This window comes from Phyllobacterium sp. GQ127 (genome assembly GCF_059758635.1).
On sequence record NZ_JCAXDZ010000005.1, the window covers coordinates 302084 to 317500 of the forward strand.

Genomic DNA, 15417 nt, shown 5'->3' on the forward strand with positions numbered 1-15417 from the left:
GGCGGACGGATTAGGGAGCGCACTATATGCTGGTTTTTATTGTGAGGCGTTTAGGAAACGCAATTCTGGTTATGCTCGCAGTAGCCATGCTCGCCTTCCTGATTTTCCGGCTCGCAGGTGATCCGGTTGAGTTGATGGCGAACGAACAGATGACGCAGGCAGACAGGAACGAGCTGCGCGAGCGGCTTGGTCTTAATGATGGTTTGCCAACGCAATATGTTCGCTTCGTCGTCAATGCAGCGCAGGGCAATTTCGGAATCTCCTACCGCAACGGACAGGATGTTCTGACACTGATTGCGGACCGTTTTCCAGCAACGCTTGAGCTTGTGCTGGTGGCAACATTGATATCGCTTGTTCTTGGAATACCACTTGGCGTGCTCACCGCAATCAAGCGCGGCAAGTGGTATACTGAAGGATTGCAGTTCATTTCCATTGTAGGCGTGTCGTTACCGAGCTTTGTTGTCGGTATCCTGCTTATTCTGGTCTTCTCGGTCAGTCTGGGCTGGCTGCCCGCTTTCGGTCGCGGCGACGTGGTCAAGCTTGGCTGGTGGTCGACGGGGCTTCTTACTCCATCGGGGCGTCTGGCACTTATCCTGCCTTCAATCGCGCTGTCGCTTTACCAGATTACACTCATCATGCGGCTGGTGCGCGCCGAAATGCTGGAAGTGCTGCGTTCTGACTTTGTAAAGTTTGCACGGGCGAGGGGTATCCCCCGTTGGCGGATCTATTTCCGGCACGCCTTGAGAAACTGCCTGATGCCCGTCGTCACCATGACCGCCATGAATATTGGTTCATTGATTGCTTTTGCCCTGATCACCGAGACCGTGTTCCAGTGGCCGGGAATGGGTATGCTGTTTATTCAGGCGGTGACATTCATCGATATACCGGTCATGGCCGCATATCTGTGCATCATTTCTTTCATTTTCGTTGTTCTGAACATGCTGGTGGATATTGCTTATGCAGTGATCGATCCCCGCTTGCGCAGCACACGCTAGAGCAGAGACCGGATCAATGACCATTGATGCAACCAAGCCACCCAAATTGCCAAGACCGGCGCGACCGCCTTTGCACAAGCGCATTCGCAACAGTGACCTGTGGTGGTCGTTCAAGCATAGCAAGGTTGCGATTGTGGGCGCGGTCATATTGGCAGTGCTCATTCTGACAGCGGTTTTCGCGCCGCTGATCGCCATGCAAAATCCCTATGATGGTGCGCAGCTCGACATGTGGAAAGCAGAGCTTCCACCCTATTGGCAGGAAGGTGGCGAGTGGCCCTATCTGCTGGGAACCGATACGCAGGGCCGCGACATGCTTTCGGCAATTTTATACGGGACGCGCATTTCCATTTTCATCGGCATAGCATCCGTGGCGCTCTCCTTGCTGATCGGCATGAGTGCGGGTCTGGTAGCCGGTTATTTCGAGGGTTTCATAGACAATCTTCTGATGCGCATAGGGGACATAACGCTGTCCATTCCTACTATTCTAGTTGCCATACTGGTTTCGACAGTGGTGAGGCAGATGTTGCCAGCGGACCTTCGCGAGATGGGCGCCTCAGCCGTGCTGGTATTTGCGATAGCTCTGTCGGCTTGGGTGCAATATGCGCGAACCGTACGCGCCCAGACGATTGTGGAATGCGGCAAGGACTATGTGCATGCGGCACGGCTGATCAAGGTTCCTGCGCGCAGGATCATGGGCAAACATATTCTCCCAAATACGCTCACGCCCGTGCTCGTCGCCGCCACCTTGAATTTCGGCATGGCCATTTTGACGGAAGCCACGCTGTCCTTTCTGGGTATCGGCATGCCGCCAAGCCAGCCTTCACTCGGAACTTTGATCCGTATCGGCAATCAGTTTCTGTTTTCCGGTTCGTGGTGGATCGTGCTCTTCCCGGTGCTTCAGCTGTGCCTGCTCGTCGTTGCAGTTAATCTGATCGGCGATTGGCTGCGTGACGCCCTGAATCCAAAATTGAGGTAGATGATTTATGACCGATTTGCTGCTGCGCAATGTGCGACCCATGGCTGGCGAGACCTGCGATATCCTTATCGAGAACGGTGAAATTTCCGGTTTCGGTCGTTTCGAGCCCAAGCCTGGCATGGCGGTGGAAGATGGGGGCAACTCTATCGTTATCCCCGGACTTATCGATGCGCATACACATCTCGACAAGACCACATGGGGCATGCCCTGGCATGTGAACAATCGCGCGGCGATCCTGCGCGAGCGTATCGACTTTGAGCGGGAAAACCGCAGCGATATCGGGATTGACCCGCATCGCCAATCCATGCGCCACGCGATCGGACTGGCGGCCCATGGCGCCACCCATATTCGCAGCCATGTGGATATCGACCTTACTCATGGGCTTTCAATTGTCGAAGGCGTTTGGGAAACCCGCGAAAAACTGCGCGATATTATCGATATCGAGATTGTCGCATTTCCGCAGTCCGGCCTTATGGTCATGCCCGGAACGAAGGAACTGCTTGACGAAGCGCTTGCGCAGGGCTGTGAAGTTCTGGGCGGCATCGACCCATGCGGCATTGACCGCGATCCCAAGGGGCAGCTGGACACAATATTTGCTCTGGCCGTCAAGCATCAGCGGCCAATCGATATCCACCTCCATGAGACAGGCGATCTTGGCGCCTTCACGATGGAGCTGATTTTCGAGCGTATCCGTGCCAATGGCATGCAGGGAAAAGTGGCCATAAGTCATGCTTTCGCGCTCGGCATGAATGATTATCTGCGCGTCAGCAAACTGATTGATGAGCTAGCCGCGCTGGATGTGGCAATCCTTACAACCGGCGCGCCATCGGCGGCAGTGCCATCCGTCATGAGGCTCAAGGAAGCAGGCGTTCGGGTTGGCGGCGGATGCGATGGCATTCGTGATACATGGGGGCCTTGGGGTCAGCCTGATATGCTCGACCGTGCCAAGATCATCGGCATGAAAAACGGAATGCGGAAAGATCACGAGTTGGAGCATGTCCTGCACATTGTCTCGCAGGGTGGTGCTGATGTCATGCGGATCGAAGGATATGGCCTGAACATTGGATGCAATGCGGACATGACATTGCTTACGGGCGAGACGCTTGCCCATGCTGTTGTTGACGTGGCGCCGCGTCCATTGGTTATCAAGCGCGGGCGCGTGACAGCCCGCGCCGGTCAAGCCATTGTGGATATGCCATGACAGGAAATCTGGATAGTTTGCAACTCGGCGTCAGGTCGGCAGGCAGGACATTGCTGACCGCCGATTGGGTGCTTGGTCACAGCGATGGCACTCATCGCCTGTTCCGCAAGGGAGAGGTTGTGTTCGAAGATGGCAAGGTGCTTTTCGTCGGCCATAATTTTGCGGGCGAGGTGGCTCGCCGCGCTGATTTTGGAAAGGCTTTGATTAGCCCCGGTCTTATCGATCTCGACGCCTTGTCCGATTTGGATACGACTATTCTGGGTATCGACAACCATCCCGGTTGGGCGAAGGGCCGTGTCTGGCCGCGATCCTATGTTGAAGCCGGCCCCTATGAAATGTACACCCCGGAGGAACTGGCTTTTCAAAAGCGGTTTGCCTTTGGACAATTGCTTTTGAACGGCATAACGACGGCGGCTCCCATCGCTTCGCTTTTTTATCGTGAATGGGGCGAGACAGTTGCCGAATTTGAAGCGGCAGCGGATGCAGCGGAGGAAATGGGTCTGCGGGTCTATCTCAGCCCTGCCTATCGTGCTGGCGGCATGGTGCTGGAAAGTCCGGGCCAGATCATTCCCGTCTTTGATGAAGAACGCGGGCTACGCGGTTTGGACGATGCAGTGCGATTTATCGCAGAGCATTCGGGGCGGGGCGGCGATCTTGTGCGCGGCATGCTTGCGCCGGATCGGGTGGAAACCTGTACAATAGAATTGCTCAAGCGCACGGACGCTGCTGCGCAGGAACTTGGCTGCAAGATACGCCTGCATATGGCGCAGGGCATAATGGAAGTTGAAACAGTGCGGGCGCTGCATGGCACGACGGCACCCATTTGGCTTGCCAAGCATGGATTGCTGAGTGAGCGGCTGATTGCGCCGCATGCGACCAACGCAACTGAAGAAGACTTGCGCCTCTATGCGGAAAACAATGTTTCCATCGTTCATTGCCCGCTGGTTTCAGCGCGTGGCGGAAACACGCTCAATTCCTTCTCTGCCTGCCGCAGCCGAGGCATCAATATCGCAATGGGTACCGATACGGCCCCGGCGGATATGTTGATGAATCTGCTGGTCGGTTTGATAACCTCCCGCATCAATGATGGCGTGCCGGACCGCGTGCGTTCTGCTGATCTTTTTGATGCGGCGACCCTTGGCGGGGCAAAGGCATTGGGCAGAACGGATCTTGGCCAGCTATCGCCGGGGTCGCGGGCGGATATTGCGGTGTTTGGCCTTGATGATGTGATCATGACACCGGCAATTGATCCGATCACAACGCTTGTCACAGGCGGATCAGGCAAGGTGACACGCGCGACGTTTGTCGACGGACGACTTTCAATGCTTGGCGGCAAGGTTGCCGGTATCGACATGGAATCCGCGCAGATACAGGCGCAGGAACAGTTTGACCGCCTTGTCGCAAAATATCCGGAACGAAGCTGGGCGCATCCGCCGCTATCCGAGATATTTCCTTCCAGCTATCCAGTGGAGAGCAACGCAAATGGGTGAAGCAGCCGGTCAACTCATTCTTGACGTTCGTAACCTCAGGGTGGAATTTCCCGGCCGCCATGGCACGGTCACCGCGCTTTCGGATGTCAGCCTCGACATAAGGGCTGGCGAAATCCTTGGTGTGGTAGGCGAGTCCGGCGCAGGGAAGTCGATGGCCGGTCTGTCCATATTGGGACTGCTGGAACGGCCCGGCCATATTAGCGGCGGCGAAATCTGGCTCGAACAACGGCGGATCGACACGCTCGACGATTATGAGATGGAGAAGATTCGGGGGCGCAAGATTGGCGCGATCTTTCAGGACCCGCTGACCTCGCTCAATCCTCTGTTCACGGTCGGCGCGCAGTTGACCGAAACAATCCGTCAACATCTGGATATGTACAAGGCACAGGCGAAAGCACGGGCGATTGAACTGCTGGGCGAGGTGGGCATTCCTTCACCTTCCGAGCGTGTCGATCATTATCCGCATCAGTTTTCCGGCGGCATGCGGCAAAGAGTGGTTATTGCCTTGGCGCTTGCCGCATCGCCCCGGCTGATCATTGCCGACGAACCGACAACGGCGCTTGATGTTTCCATTCAGGCGCAGATCATTTCCCTGTTGCGCCGACTGTGCAAGGAAAAGCAAACCGCGATCATGCTTGTCACCCACGATATGGGCGTCATTGCTGAAGCCGCGGACCGGGTAGCGGTCATGTATGCGGGGCGGCTGATCGAGGTCGGTCCGGTGGAACAGGTGCTGCACGCGTCCAAACATCCCTATACGCGCGGCCTTATGGCCTCCATTCCGGCGCTTGCTGCCCGGGTCGAACGGCTCAACCAGATCGATGGCTCCATGCCACGGCTTGATGCCATTCCTGATGGCTGCGCCTTTAACACACGCTGCAAATCGGCTGGTCCGCGCTGTACCCGCGAGCAGCCGGTTCTGATTCCGGCCGGTGCTGGTGCGAGCGCCTGTTGGCTGAATGCGGGAGGAGTTGCATAATGGATATTCAACAAAAAATGCCGGCCTTTACCGCAGAGCGCCTTGTCAAAACATTCGATGTTTCCGCGCCATGGCTCAGCCGGGTTCTGGAGAGGAAACCGCGTCAATATCTTCATGCCGTCAATGATATCAGCTTTACCGTGCCTGCCGGCGGATGCCTGAGCATTGTCGGCGAAAGCGGTTGCGGCAAATCCACCGTTGCGCGCCTTGTTACGGGACTGCACCGGCCAACCAGCGGCGCGCTTCGCTTTGCACCCGGAGCGCAGGGCGCGCCTCTTTCCGTGCAGATGATTTTCCAAGACCCGTTTGCATCGCTCAATCCGCGTTGGCGCGTCAAGAACATTGTCGCCGAGCCCCTGCGTGAATTGAAACTGCTGAAGACACGGGCAGAGATTGCGGATCGCGTTGAGGAATTGCTTCAGATTGTCGGCCTGTCGATCTCCGATGGCGAAAAGTTTCCACATGAGTTTTCGGGCGGACAGCGACAACGCATATCGATTGCGCGCGCGCTCGCCAGCGAACCGGAATTTCTCGTATGCGATGAACCGACTTCTGCACTCGATGTGTCTGTTCAGGCCCAAGTTCTCAACCTCATGCGCAAATTGCAGGACGAACTTGGCCTGACTTATCTTTTCATCAGCCACGATATGAGTGTCGTCCGGCACATGTCGGATCGCATTGCCGTTATGTATCTCGGCCGGATCGTGGAAGAGGGTGATACGGAAAAGCTTTTCGCCGACCCCCGCCATCCCTATACGCAGCTTCTGCTGCAAACGATCCCGAATGTGCAGAACCCGAACAGAAACCGCGCACCCGCCAGCGGTGAAGTGCCAAGCCCGCTCAAGCCGCCTTCAGGCTGCACATTTCATCCGCGCTGTCCGATTGCAACAAAGCGATGCTCAGTGGAAATTCCCGAAGTGCGCATGTTGAGCAATGGTACCCGCATTGCCTGTCATCTGGTCGATGAACGCGAAGCCGCCGTGGCGCTATGAGACAGGGTATTTATGCCAGGGCGGACTTCAGATCATGAGGCTGGTCGCGAATCTCGCTCAGGTCAAGCTCGGTTTCGACATGTTCCAGATGATGCTCCATAAGCTTTGTCGCAGTCTCTGGATCGCCACGGGCAATCGCTTCGACAATATCCGCGTGCTCGTCCGGGCCGCAATTGAAGCGATTGGTATTGCGGTAGACCGCCGTAATCAGCGAGCTTCTGGAAATCAGATCGCGCATCGTAGCAAAGAGGAAGTCGGAACTGGCAACTTCGGCAAGCAGCAAGTGAAAGCCGCCGGACAATTTGATAATATCGGTCGTGATGTTCTGGGCGTTGGCGGTTCTTTCCTTGGCAACGTGGGTTCGCAGTCTTGTGACATTGGCCTTGGAGATGGATTTGCAAAGCCGGTCTACGATGCACCTTTCGACCGCTCTTCGTACGAAGAATACGTCGCGTGCTTCCTCGACGGATGGCTGGCAAACGAAGGCACCGCGATTGGGGATGATTGTCACAAGGCCATCACGCTCCAGCGCGGCAAGAGCCTGGCGGACGCGTGCGCGACTGACATCAAAAATCGCTGCGAGCTGGCCTTCTTTAAGCTGGACGCCTGGACGAAGCCGCCGCTCGGCGATGGAAAGCCAGACACGTTCAACAATATCCTGTGCAGAAACCCCTGTTTGTTCAGTCATTTGCGCGCCTCCTCTTGAACACAGACATTCGCGATCAAACGAAAAATGTCAACTTATTTTGTCTGCATAATTGTAGACAATTACTACTAGAAATTGTACACGATAATTATAGAGAGGGGAGGTTGCAATGCAGTTTGACTTTACAACATTGGAACCGGACAGCCGGTATCGTCTGTTGACCAACTTTATCGGTCCACGGCCAATTGCATTGGTCACCACCCGCTCGCAAGCGGGGCACAGCAATGCGGCTCCGATGAGCTTCTTCAATGTTTTCTCCCATGATCCGGCTATCGTGGTTCTTGGTGTGCAACCGCGCCAATCGGGTGAAGAAAAAGACACCATGATCAATATTCGCCGCACCGGCGAGTTCGTCGTCAATATGGTTGATATGACCATTGCCCAGCAAATGCTTGTTTGCGGCTTGGGCTTTGACAGCGAGATCGATGAATTGGAAATGGCGGGCCTTCAGGCAGAAAAATGCGCCAAGCTCGATGCCAATTATGTGGCCACCGCCCCATGCTCACTAGAATGCCGTGTGGAACGCCTGATCGAATATCCGCGCCGCGTGCTCATTCTGGGCGAGGTGGTTCACATGCATGTCCGCCGCGATTGTCTCGACGCCGAAGGGCGTTATGTCAATCCTGAAGTCTATCAGCCCATCGCCCGCCTTCACGCTGATAATTACATCACATCTGACCGACAGTTCGTTCTCGAACCCCCGTCAATCTCTGATTTCATTAAATCCCGGCGCGGCTGACGCGGTGAAGGAACTGAACCATGCATATTCATCTGATTAATCCAAATTCAACGGCCTCCATGACTGCCCAGGTGCTTGAGAGCGCAATGCGGGTTGCCAACCCGACAACACGCGTGACTGCCGTCAATCCGCTGGATACACCCGTCAGCATCGAGGGCGGCACAGACGAGGCAATGGCGGTTCCGAGCATGTTGTCGGAAATTGTCAAAGGCGAAGCGCAGGGTGTCGACGCCTATGTCATCGCGTGTTTTGATGATCCGGGGCTGCATGCGGCACGGGAAATTGCGCGTGGTCCTGTTGTTGGCATTTGTCAGGCTGCGGTGCAGGTGGCAATGACGATCAGCCGCCGATTTACAGTCATTACCACCTTGCCCCGCTCCATCCCCATCATTGAAGATCTCGTTTCAGCCTATGGCGCTGATCGCCATTGCCGCAATGTTCGTGCAATCGACCTGCCGGTGCTTGGGGTGGACAGTGATCCTGCCGAGGCAGAGCGGCTTTTGACCATCCAGATTCATAAGGCGAAGCTGGAAGATCGCGCCGAAGCGATTGTGCTTGGCTGTGCCGGAATGTCAGCCTTGTGCGAGCGGCTAAGCACTGCGACCGGTCTTACCGTCATTGATGGCGTGACCGCTGCGGTCAAGCTCGCCGAAGCATTGGTGGGGGCGGGATATGCGACCTCGAAAGTAAACGCCTATGACTTTCCCCGGATCAAAACACCATCTCCAGCCAAGATTGTCGAGCAAGCCTTGACCAGGTGATGAATTGCTCATTGTTGACAATATATCGATAAAATGATGATATAAAGTCATTAAAAGAGGGCAGATATGATGGCCGGGCCGCAGGATAATGATGACGCAGAGAAAGAGCAATTTGCGACAGCACTGCCAAAGCATCTCAAGCCTGTAACGTCAATCGGCCCCATCGTGTCTTCGGCACATCTTGCCGATGGCGGTTCCCCTGGTCTTTCCGAAGTAGAATATGGTTTGATCCTCGCTTCCCATGCCTTTTCGCGCTGGATGGTTCGATGCATGGCCGCTGCCGGACTGCCGGGGCTTTCAGCAACAGAGATTCTCATACTCCATTCGGTACGCCATCGAGACCGGGAAAAGAAGTTGGCGGACATTTGCCTGGTGCTCGATATTGAAGACACCCATGTCGCCACATACGCCATTCGCAAACTGGAAGCGGCCGGCTTGGTCAGCACCGGTAAAATTGCCAAAGAAAAAACTATCAGGATTACGGAAAAAGGCTCCGACGCCTGCGCGCGTTATGCCCAGATACGGGAACGCTTATTTGTAGCGTCAACGATCAATGCGCGCCCTGCAGAAGAAACCCTTTCGGAGATAGCCGCAGTTCTGCGTTTCCTTTCAGGCGCCTATGATCAGGCATCGCGCGCTGCCACCACGCTGTAATGCTTCCTGTTTTGCGGCGGACGAATCTGATCCGGCCGGGTTGATGAAAAAGGTCGTAACCGGTCGCCCGCGTGTTTTGCCCGAATGGATGACCCGGCCCACGACCAACTCCTCATCGATCAATCTGCGAAGAAGCAACCCAATCGATACGGGATGCAATGACAATCGGTCGGCCAGTTGTTGGCGGGTAAGGCCATCGCTGCTTTCCAGAGCCTTCAAGCATTCCAGAAACCGGCCATGATGCAGGGTATTTGCTACTCTCAATAGTCTTCTCGTTACATTGATGAATCACAGGGAAGGGCGGAAAGGAGGCATCAGTGCCTTACAACGCGTTCCCGCTTTCGGGTCAGGCATCGTTCGGACAAGTTAAACGCTTGTCTGTGAAGTCCATGTGACAGGCCGCCAAATTCGCGGCGCTTCAGACGCGCAAAACACCCTGCCGGACCTTTAAAAAAGCGGAACCTGTGCCAATCCCCAAAAAGTATACCACTACTGTCCACTTATAGTTGCAAACTCAACCGGCTTGTCTTAACGAAAAGATGAGTGGAAGAGTCAAGATTACATTGCGCTTCCAGTGGACGTGGAAAAGGCGGGCAGTGCCCGCAAGACGTGAATGATAAAGGGTCCTAGATGACTGATATGAACGATAAGACGGGATGCGGCTGGCTCGCATCAACCGCCCTTGGCAGCGTGCTGCTGCTGGCATCCGGTGGTATGGTGCAGGCACAAACGACGAATGCGGCACCCGGAACGCAACCGACGGCCAATGGCTCCATCACGCTGGATACGATCGTCATTGATGGCAGCGCCGAAGGCGTCAACGGCATTATCGAATCCGATGGTTATGTGGCTAAGTCTGGCCGAACCGCGACAAAAACCGATACGCCCGTGGCGCAGGCACCGGTTTCACTTTCCACAGTCACCCAGAAGCAGTTGCAGGACATCAAGCCGCAAAATCTCGTCGAAGCGCTGAATTATACGCCCGGTGTACGCGGCGGCCTTTTCGGCGCTGAACCGAGATTCGATGCTTTCAAGATTCGCGGCATGGATCTGACCTATACGGGTGTATTTCGCGATGGTTTGCGCCAGATCAGCAGTCCCAATGGGCTGTTCCGGCTCGAACCCTATGGTTTGGAGGCGATCACGACCTTGAAGGGGCCGGCAGCTTCAATCTATGGAGCGAGCAGTTCGGGCGGGATCGTGGATGTTGTTTCGAAACGACCGACAGAAGAAAGACTGCGCGAGGTCGAGATCCAATATGGTTCCTATGGCCGGGTGCAGGGTGCCTTTGATTTTTCAGGGCCGGTCAATGCGGACAATACGCTTCTCTACCGCCTGACTGGCGTTGCCCGTGACGCGCGAAATGAGATCGATGCGGTCAAGGACGACCGGCTGTTCATAGCGCCTGCTTTGACATGGCAACCGGATGACGGCACGAAACTGACCGTTCTGGGCGAATATATGGATAGCACGACCGGTGGAACGTGGGGCTACATCAATAAATATGGTCCGGGCGGCACTTCCATAGGCGCGACGCCTGAATATGGCGGCGATGCCCGGTTCAATGATTTCAGCCAGAAGCAATGGCGCATAGGCTATGAGCTGGAACAGGCACTCAGCGATTCGGTGACACTTCACCATAAGCTGCGCTACTCGGACCTTTCCATGCGTCAGGAATGGGTCTTCGAGAATTTTCCCGGTCTTGGCTATGAGAACAATAGTGGCCTCGCGACCGACACTTATCTGAAGAGCGATTTCGACACCGGAGCGCTCGAGCATCAACTGGTTACCGGTATTGACTACAGCTATATGAAATATACCGCCCGGCAGGGCAGCGGGCCGGATAACTTCACCGACGATCATACCTATGTTCCGGAAATCACCTATGAGGAGATGCAGCGGCAGCGGTCCGTCGGCATTTATGCCCAGGACCAGATCGCTTATGATGCCTGGCGGCTGACAGCCGGAGTGCGCCATGACTGGGTGGACAGCGAATATACACCCGGCGGCGACAGCTATGCACGCGACGACAGTGAAACAACCGCACGTGTCGCGCTTGCCTATGTCACACCATTCGGGCTGACGCCCTATGTCAGCTATGGCACATCATTCGTGGCCAATCCCGGCGTGATCCAAACCGTCGGAAGCGTTGCACAGCAGGCGCGCCCGACATTGGGCGAGCAGGTGGAAGTCGGCGTAAAATATGCCGTGCCCGACACCAATATCCTGCTGACCGCTGCGGTGTTCAACATCGACCAGAAGAATGCCACGGTTTACGAAACTTCGTCGGGCACCAATCTCCTCAGGCAGCTTGATCTCAAGTCCCGCGGCTTCGAGCTTGAGGCGACAGCGTCGATGGATAATGGGCTGAGCTTCATCGCCGCCTATTCCTATAATGATGTCGAGATAACCCGGCTGACGCCGGAGACGGAGGGCAAGACTCTTAATTCCTCCCCCTATCACACAGCCTCGCTTTGGGTGAATTACGACTTCCAGGATGGGCCGCTGGACGGGCTCGGAGTGGGGGCAGGCGTGCGCTATGTCGGTTCGAGTTTCGGCGATAATGTCCATACGCCGGTGCTCGACAACAAGGACCGAACCTTTGTCGATGCCTCCATCCGTTATGATTTCGGCAAGCTGGATTCAGCCCTCGAAAATGTTCGCCTGCAGGTCAATGCGACCAATCTCCTCAATGAGGTCAAGCAAATCTGCACCACCGGTTTCTGCTATTTCGATGAAGGCAGGAAGGTTGTTGCCAGCATGCGGTATCGTTTCTGATGGCGAAATTATCCAATCCTTCTCCGGTACTGGTCTTTGTTGCAGTTGGCGGCCTTTATGTGGCGCAGAGCGTTATTGGCGGGTTGACGATGCTGGGACTCCCGGCGGTGTTGCGGGACCAGGGTCTGCCGCTTGACCAGATCGGACTTTTATATCTGACGGTCCTGCCATGGGCGTTAAAATTCCTCTGGTCACACTATGTAGAGCGATACAGACTGCCGCCGGTCGGGCGCAATCGATCGCAATTGATCGTGCTCGTCGGAGGACTCCTCTGTGCGGCCGGTCTTGCCGCCATGGGGTTGATCGGACCTTCACCGTTGATGCCGGTATTGTTCTGCCTGACATTCATTGCCTTCATAACCTCAACCGTGGACATAGCCTGCGATGGCTATGCGGTGGAATCGCTGGCAAAGGAACATCATGGCTGGGGAAACGCCGCCCAGGTTGGCGGCGCCTATCTCGGTTCCGCAATCGGAGCAGGGCTGTTTCTCGTTCTCGTTGACAGGATGGGCTGGAGCCCAGCGGTATATCTTATGGCGCTTGGGGTGCTTGTTCTCGGCCTGCCTTTCATTTTCGGGCCACCCGCGCGTTCGGTCGTCGAGATTCGCGATCATGCTCCGTCATTGATGGTGGCGCTGCGACGCCCGCAGATTAGAAAGGGCCTTCTGATCGCGGCGATTTACGTTGCCGCACAGAAATGGGGACTATCCATGCTTGGTCCCTTCCTCATCGATTATGGTTTCGATCTTGCGACGATAGGAGTTTTGAATGGCCTTGGGAGCATGCTGGTTGGTTTCGGCGGGGCTCTTCTTGGCGGCGCGCTCGTCCGACTATGGGGAGCAAGCTTTGTGCTGATCCTGACGATCCTCGTGCAGGCCGCTCTGCTTTTCGCCTTCGCTTTCTTCAATTTCGATGGCACCGCATCAAAGCCCGTTATCATCGCGGTTGCCATTGCCAGTTCCTCCGGCGTGATGTCGGTCGGTTTCGTTGCCCTCTATTCGCAGTTCATGGGCTGGTCTGATCCGAAACAGGCCGGCGTCGACTTTACGCTTTTCCAGTGCATGGACGGGATGGTCAGTATGGTAGGAGGCCTCGGTGCCGGTTGGATCGCCGAGCATCTGGGCTATACGGTCTTCTTTTCGATCGCAGCGGGGATTGCCGTCGCTTCTGCTCCGGCCATATTCTGGCTGATGAGCAAAAGCGACGTGGCTATTCCAAGGCTCGCCTTCAAGTCGTCCGGGTCGACGTGATGGCCAATTCTGTCTCGTAGTCAAAGAGGTGGAGATTGTCCGCAGAAATATGCAGGCGGACTTTCTCACCTTTGCCGTTTCCGGGTCTGCCGCTATGGGCCATGATTACCGGCTGGTCAGCAACATCGAGGACGACGAAAGTCATGCTGCCGGTGGATTCGATACCGGTTACAACGGCATCAATTTCCACATCGTTAGAACCGGCCTGAAGCGAGAGATGTTCGGGTCGCATACCGACCCATAACTTCCGGCCCGCCTCGATATGGAAGTTTGACTGGATAGACTGCTTGCTATCCTTGTTGAAGACGATCTTGCCATCAGCCTCTGCCGTCGCCGGCAGGAAATTCATGGCGGGCGAACCGATGAACCCGGCAACAAATTTATTGCCAGGGTGATCGTAAAGATCCAGAGGGCTGCCTTGCTGTTCGACCACGCCGGAGCGCATCACCACAACATGATCGGCCATTGTCATTGCCTCGACCTGATCGTGGGTGACGTAGACAGATGTCGCCTGCAGCCGCTCATGGAGCTTGCGGATTTCCCCGCGCATATGGACCCGCAATGCGGCATCAAGATTGGAAAGCGGTTCGTCGAACAGAAAGACCTTCGGATTGCGAACGATGGCCCGGCCCATGGCTACGCGTTGCCGTTGTCCTCCCGACAGCGCCTTGGGCAAACGATCCAGAAGACCGCCAAGCCCCAAAGTATCGGCGGCAGCGCGTGTCCGCTCCGAAATTTCATCCTTCGGGCGGCGTTTCAGGCGCATCGAATAGTTCATGTTGCGCTCGACATCCATATGCGGATAGAGCGCGTATGACTGGAACACCATGGCGACATCGCGTTCGCGCGGCGGTTTGCCGACAACGCTGGTTCCAGCAATGCGCACATCGCCGGAGCTGATCTTTTCAAGCCCCGCCAGGGTGCGCAGCAATGTCGACTTGCCGCAGCCGGATGGCCCGACCAAGGCGACGAACGAACCTTGCTTTATGGCAATATTGATGTCCTTGAGTGCATGAAACCCGACATAATGCTTGTTCAGGTGGTCGATCTCGATCTGGAGCATGGTGGTTGACCTCACTTGAGCGCGCCGGCGGTGAGACCGCTGACGATACGTCGTTGCAACAGCATGAATGCGATAAGGATCGGCGTCACATAGATGGCCGCATATGTCATGATGCCGTTCCAGTCATTGGCCTCCGGACCCATGAAGGTCTGCAAACCCACGGTCGCAGTCTGTAGCTCATTCTTGGCGATCAGCGAGCGCGCATAGACATATTCACCAAAGGATTGCAGGAAGATCAGCACGGAGGTGATCAGGATACCGTTGCGGGCCAATGGCAGCATGATGCGGAAGAAGGCACCGATGCGCGATGACCCGTCGACGAGCGCGGCTTCTTCCAGTTCTCGTGGTACCTGCACGAAGGTTGCGCGGCACAGCACGATATAAAGAGGTAGCATCTTGGCGGTCTGCGCAAGAATGACTGCAAATCTTGGACTGGCGAGAAGCCCGATCTGGTTGAACATCACGAATATGGGCGTCACCATCAAGGATGAGGGCAGGACCTGCATCATCAGGATCGCAAACAGAGCCAGATCCATCCAGATATTGCGTACCCGGGACAGCACATAGGCGCAGCCCGTTCCAAGCATTGTAACGAGAAACGTCACGCCCATGGCGATCAAAAGGGAATTCCAGATATAGCGGCCCATATCACGGCTCTTCCAGACATTCAGGAAGTTCCATTGCGGATCGCTCGGCCAGAAGGTTGGCGGATAGCGGAAGATTTCCGTACCGCCTTTCAGCGCTGTCAGATACATCCAGTAGAGCGGGAAGAGATAGATCGCCGTTATAAACAGGCCAATGAGGAGGAGGATCGTGCGTTTCATCTTTCCGTC

General features: G+C 55.7%; 15 protein-coding genes. 11 read left to right on the plus strand and 4 right to left on the minus strand.

The window, feature by feature from the left end:
- Positions 1–26 precede the first annotated feature (26 nt).
- The 6 genes from AC6CHM_RS19100 to AC6CHM_RS19125 are packed head-to-tail and all read left to right on the plus strand — an operon-like array spanning position 27 to position 6633.
- The gene (locus AC6CHM_RS19100; protein WP_115053763.1) at positions 27–995 is read left to right on the plus strand and encodes an ABC transporter permease; all 969 of its coding nucleotides are present in this window, start codon (positions 27–29) and stop codon (positions 993–995) included.
- 16 nt (positions 996–1011) lie between these two features.
- Complete coding sequence (locus tag AC6CHM_RS19105; protein ID WP_354345141.1) at positions 1012–1971, plus strand: ABC transporter permease; 960 nt, start codon at positions 1012–1014, stop codon at positions 1969–1971.
- Between the two features lie 7 nt (positions 1972–1978).
- On the plus strand, positions 1979–3172 hold the full coding sequence (locus AC6CHM_RS19110; RefSeq protein WP_498174106.1) for an amidohydrolase family protein: 1194 nt from the start codon (positions 1979–1981) through the stop codon (positions 3170–3172).
- Positions 3169–4662, plus strand: coding sequence for an amidohydrolase family protein (locus AC6CHM_RS19115; RefSeq protein ID WP_498174108.1), 1494 nt, complete (start codon positions 3169–3171; stop codon positions 4660–4662). The genes AC6CHM_RS19110 and AC6CHM_RS19115 overlap by 4 nt, the downstream gene beginning before the upstream one ends.
- Positions 4655–5641 (plus strand): ABC transporter ATP-binding protein, encoded by a 987-nt coding sequence (locus AC6CHM_RS19120; protein ID WP_498174110.1) that lies wholly within the window; start codon positions 4655–4657, stop codon positions 5639–5641. The genes AC6CHM_RS19115 and AC6CHM_RS19120 overlap by 8 nt, the downstream gene beginning before the upstream one ends.
- Positions 5641–6633 carry an ABC transporter ATP-binding protein gene (locus AC6CHM_RS19125; RefSeq protein ID WP_115053768.1) on the plus strand — a complete coding sequence of 331 codons (993 nt, stop codon included), beginning with the start codon at positions 5641–5643 and terminating at the stop codon, positions 6631–6633. The genes AC6CHM_RS19120 and AC6CHM_RS19125 overlap by 1 nt, the downstream gene beginning before the upstream one ends.
- A 10-nt stretch (positions 6634–6643) precedes the next feature.
- Here AC6CHM_RS19125 and AC6CHM_RS19130 read toward each other — a convergent pair whose 3' ends face one another.
- A complete protein-coding gene (locus AC6CHM_RS19130; protein ID WP_115053769.1) occupies positions 6644–7321 on the minus strand; it encodes a GntR family transcriptional regulator in 678 nt (225 codons plus the stop codon).
- Between the two features lie 127 nt (positions 7322–7448).
- Here AC6CHM_RS19130 and AC6CHM_RS19135 point away from each other — a divergent pair, with 127 nt between their 5' ends.
- The 3 genes from AC6CHM_RS19135 (at position 7449) to AC6CHM_RS19145 (ending at position 9493) form a co-directional block, all read left to right on the plus strand.
- Complete coding sequence (locus tag AC6CHM_RS19135) at positions 7449–8078, plus strand: flavin reductase family protein (protein ID WP_498174114.1); 630 nt, start codon at positions 7449–7451, stop codon at positions 8076–8078.
- A gap of 20 nt (positions 8079–8098) precedes the next feature.
- A complete protein-coding gene (locus tag AC6CHM_RS19140) occupies positions 8099–8839 on the plus strand; it encodes an aspartate/glutamate racemase family protein (protein WP_498174116.1) in 741 nt (246 codons plus the stop codon).
- 66 nt (positions 8840–8905) lie between these two features.
- Positions 8906–9493: a winged helix DNA-binding protein gene (locus AC6CHM_RS19145; RefSeq protein ID WP_336441995.1), complete on the plus strand. Its 588-nt coding sequence runs from the start codon at positions 8906–8908 to the stop codon at positions 9491–9493.
- On the opposite strand, the gene AC6CHM_RS19150 is transcribed toward AC6CHM_RS19145, so the two are convergent.
- Positions 9449–9757, minus strand: a complete 309-nt coding sequence (locus tag AC6CHM_RS19150; protein WP_336441996.1) for a helix-turn-helix domain-containing protein — start codon at positions 9755–9757, stop codon at positions 9449–9451. The two genes, AC6CHM_RS19145 and AC6CHM_RS19150, sit on opposite strands and share 45 nt — an antisense overlap.
- 366 nt (positions 9758–10123) lie before the next feature.
- Here AC6CHM_RS19150 and AC6CHM_RS19155 point away from each other — a divergent pair, with 366 nt between their 5' ends.
- On the plus strand, positions 10124–12271 hold the full coding sequence (locus AC6CHM_RS19155; RefSeq protein WP_498174119.1) for a TonB-dependent siderophore receptor: 2148 nt from the start codon (positions 10124–10126) through the stop codon (positions 12269–12271).
- Positions 12271–13521: an MFS transporter gene (locus tag AC6CHM_RS19160; RefSeq protein ID WP_498174121.1), complete on the plus strand. Its 1251-nt coding sequence runs from the start codon at positions 12271–12273 to the stop codon at positions 13519–13521. The genes AC6CHM_RS19155 and AC6CHM_RS19160 overlap by 1 nt, the downstream gene beginning before the upstream one ends.
- Here the strand turns inward: AC6CHM_RS19160 and AC6CHM_RS19165 are convergent.
- Together AC6CHM_RS19165 and AC6CHM_RS19170 are read right to left on the minus strand one after the other, a co-directional pair.
- Positions 13499–14584, minus strand: coding sequence for an ABC transporter ATP-binding protein (locus AC6CHM_RS19165; RefSeq protein WP_498174123.1), 1086 nt, complete (start codon positions 14582–14584; stop codon positions 13499–13501). The genes AC6CHM_RS19160 and AC6CHM_RS19165 overlap by 23 nt on opposite strands.
- An 11-nt stretch (positions 14585–14595) precedes the next feature.
- Positions 14596–15408, minus strand: a complete 813-nt coding sequence (locus tag AC6CHM_RS19170) for a carbohydrate ABC transporter permease (protein WP_115053775.1) — start codon at positions 15406–15408, stop codon at positions 14596–14598.
- Between the last annotated feature and the right edge of the window lie 9 nt (positions 15409–15417).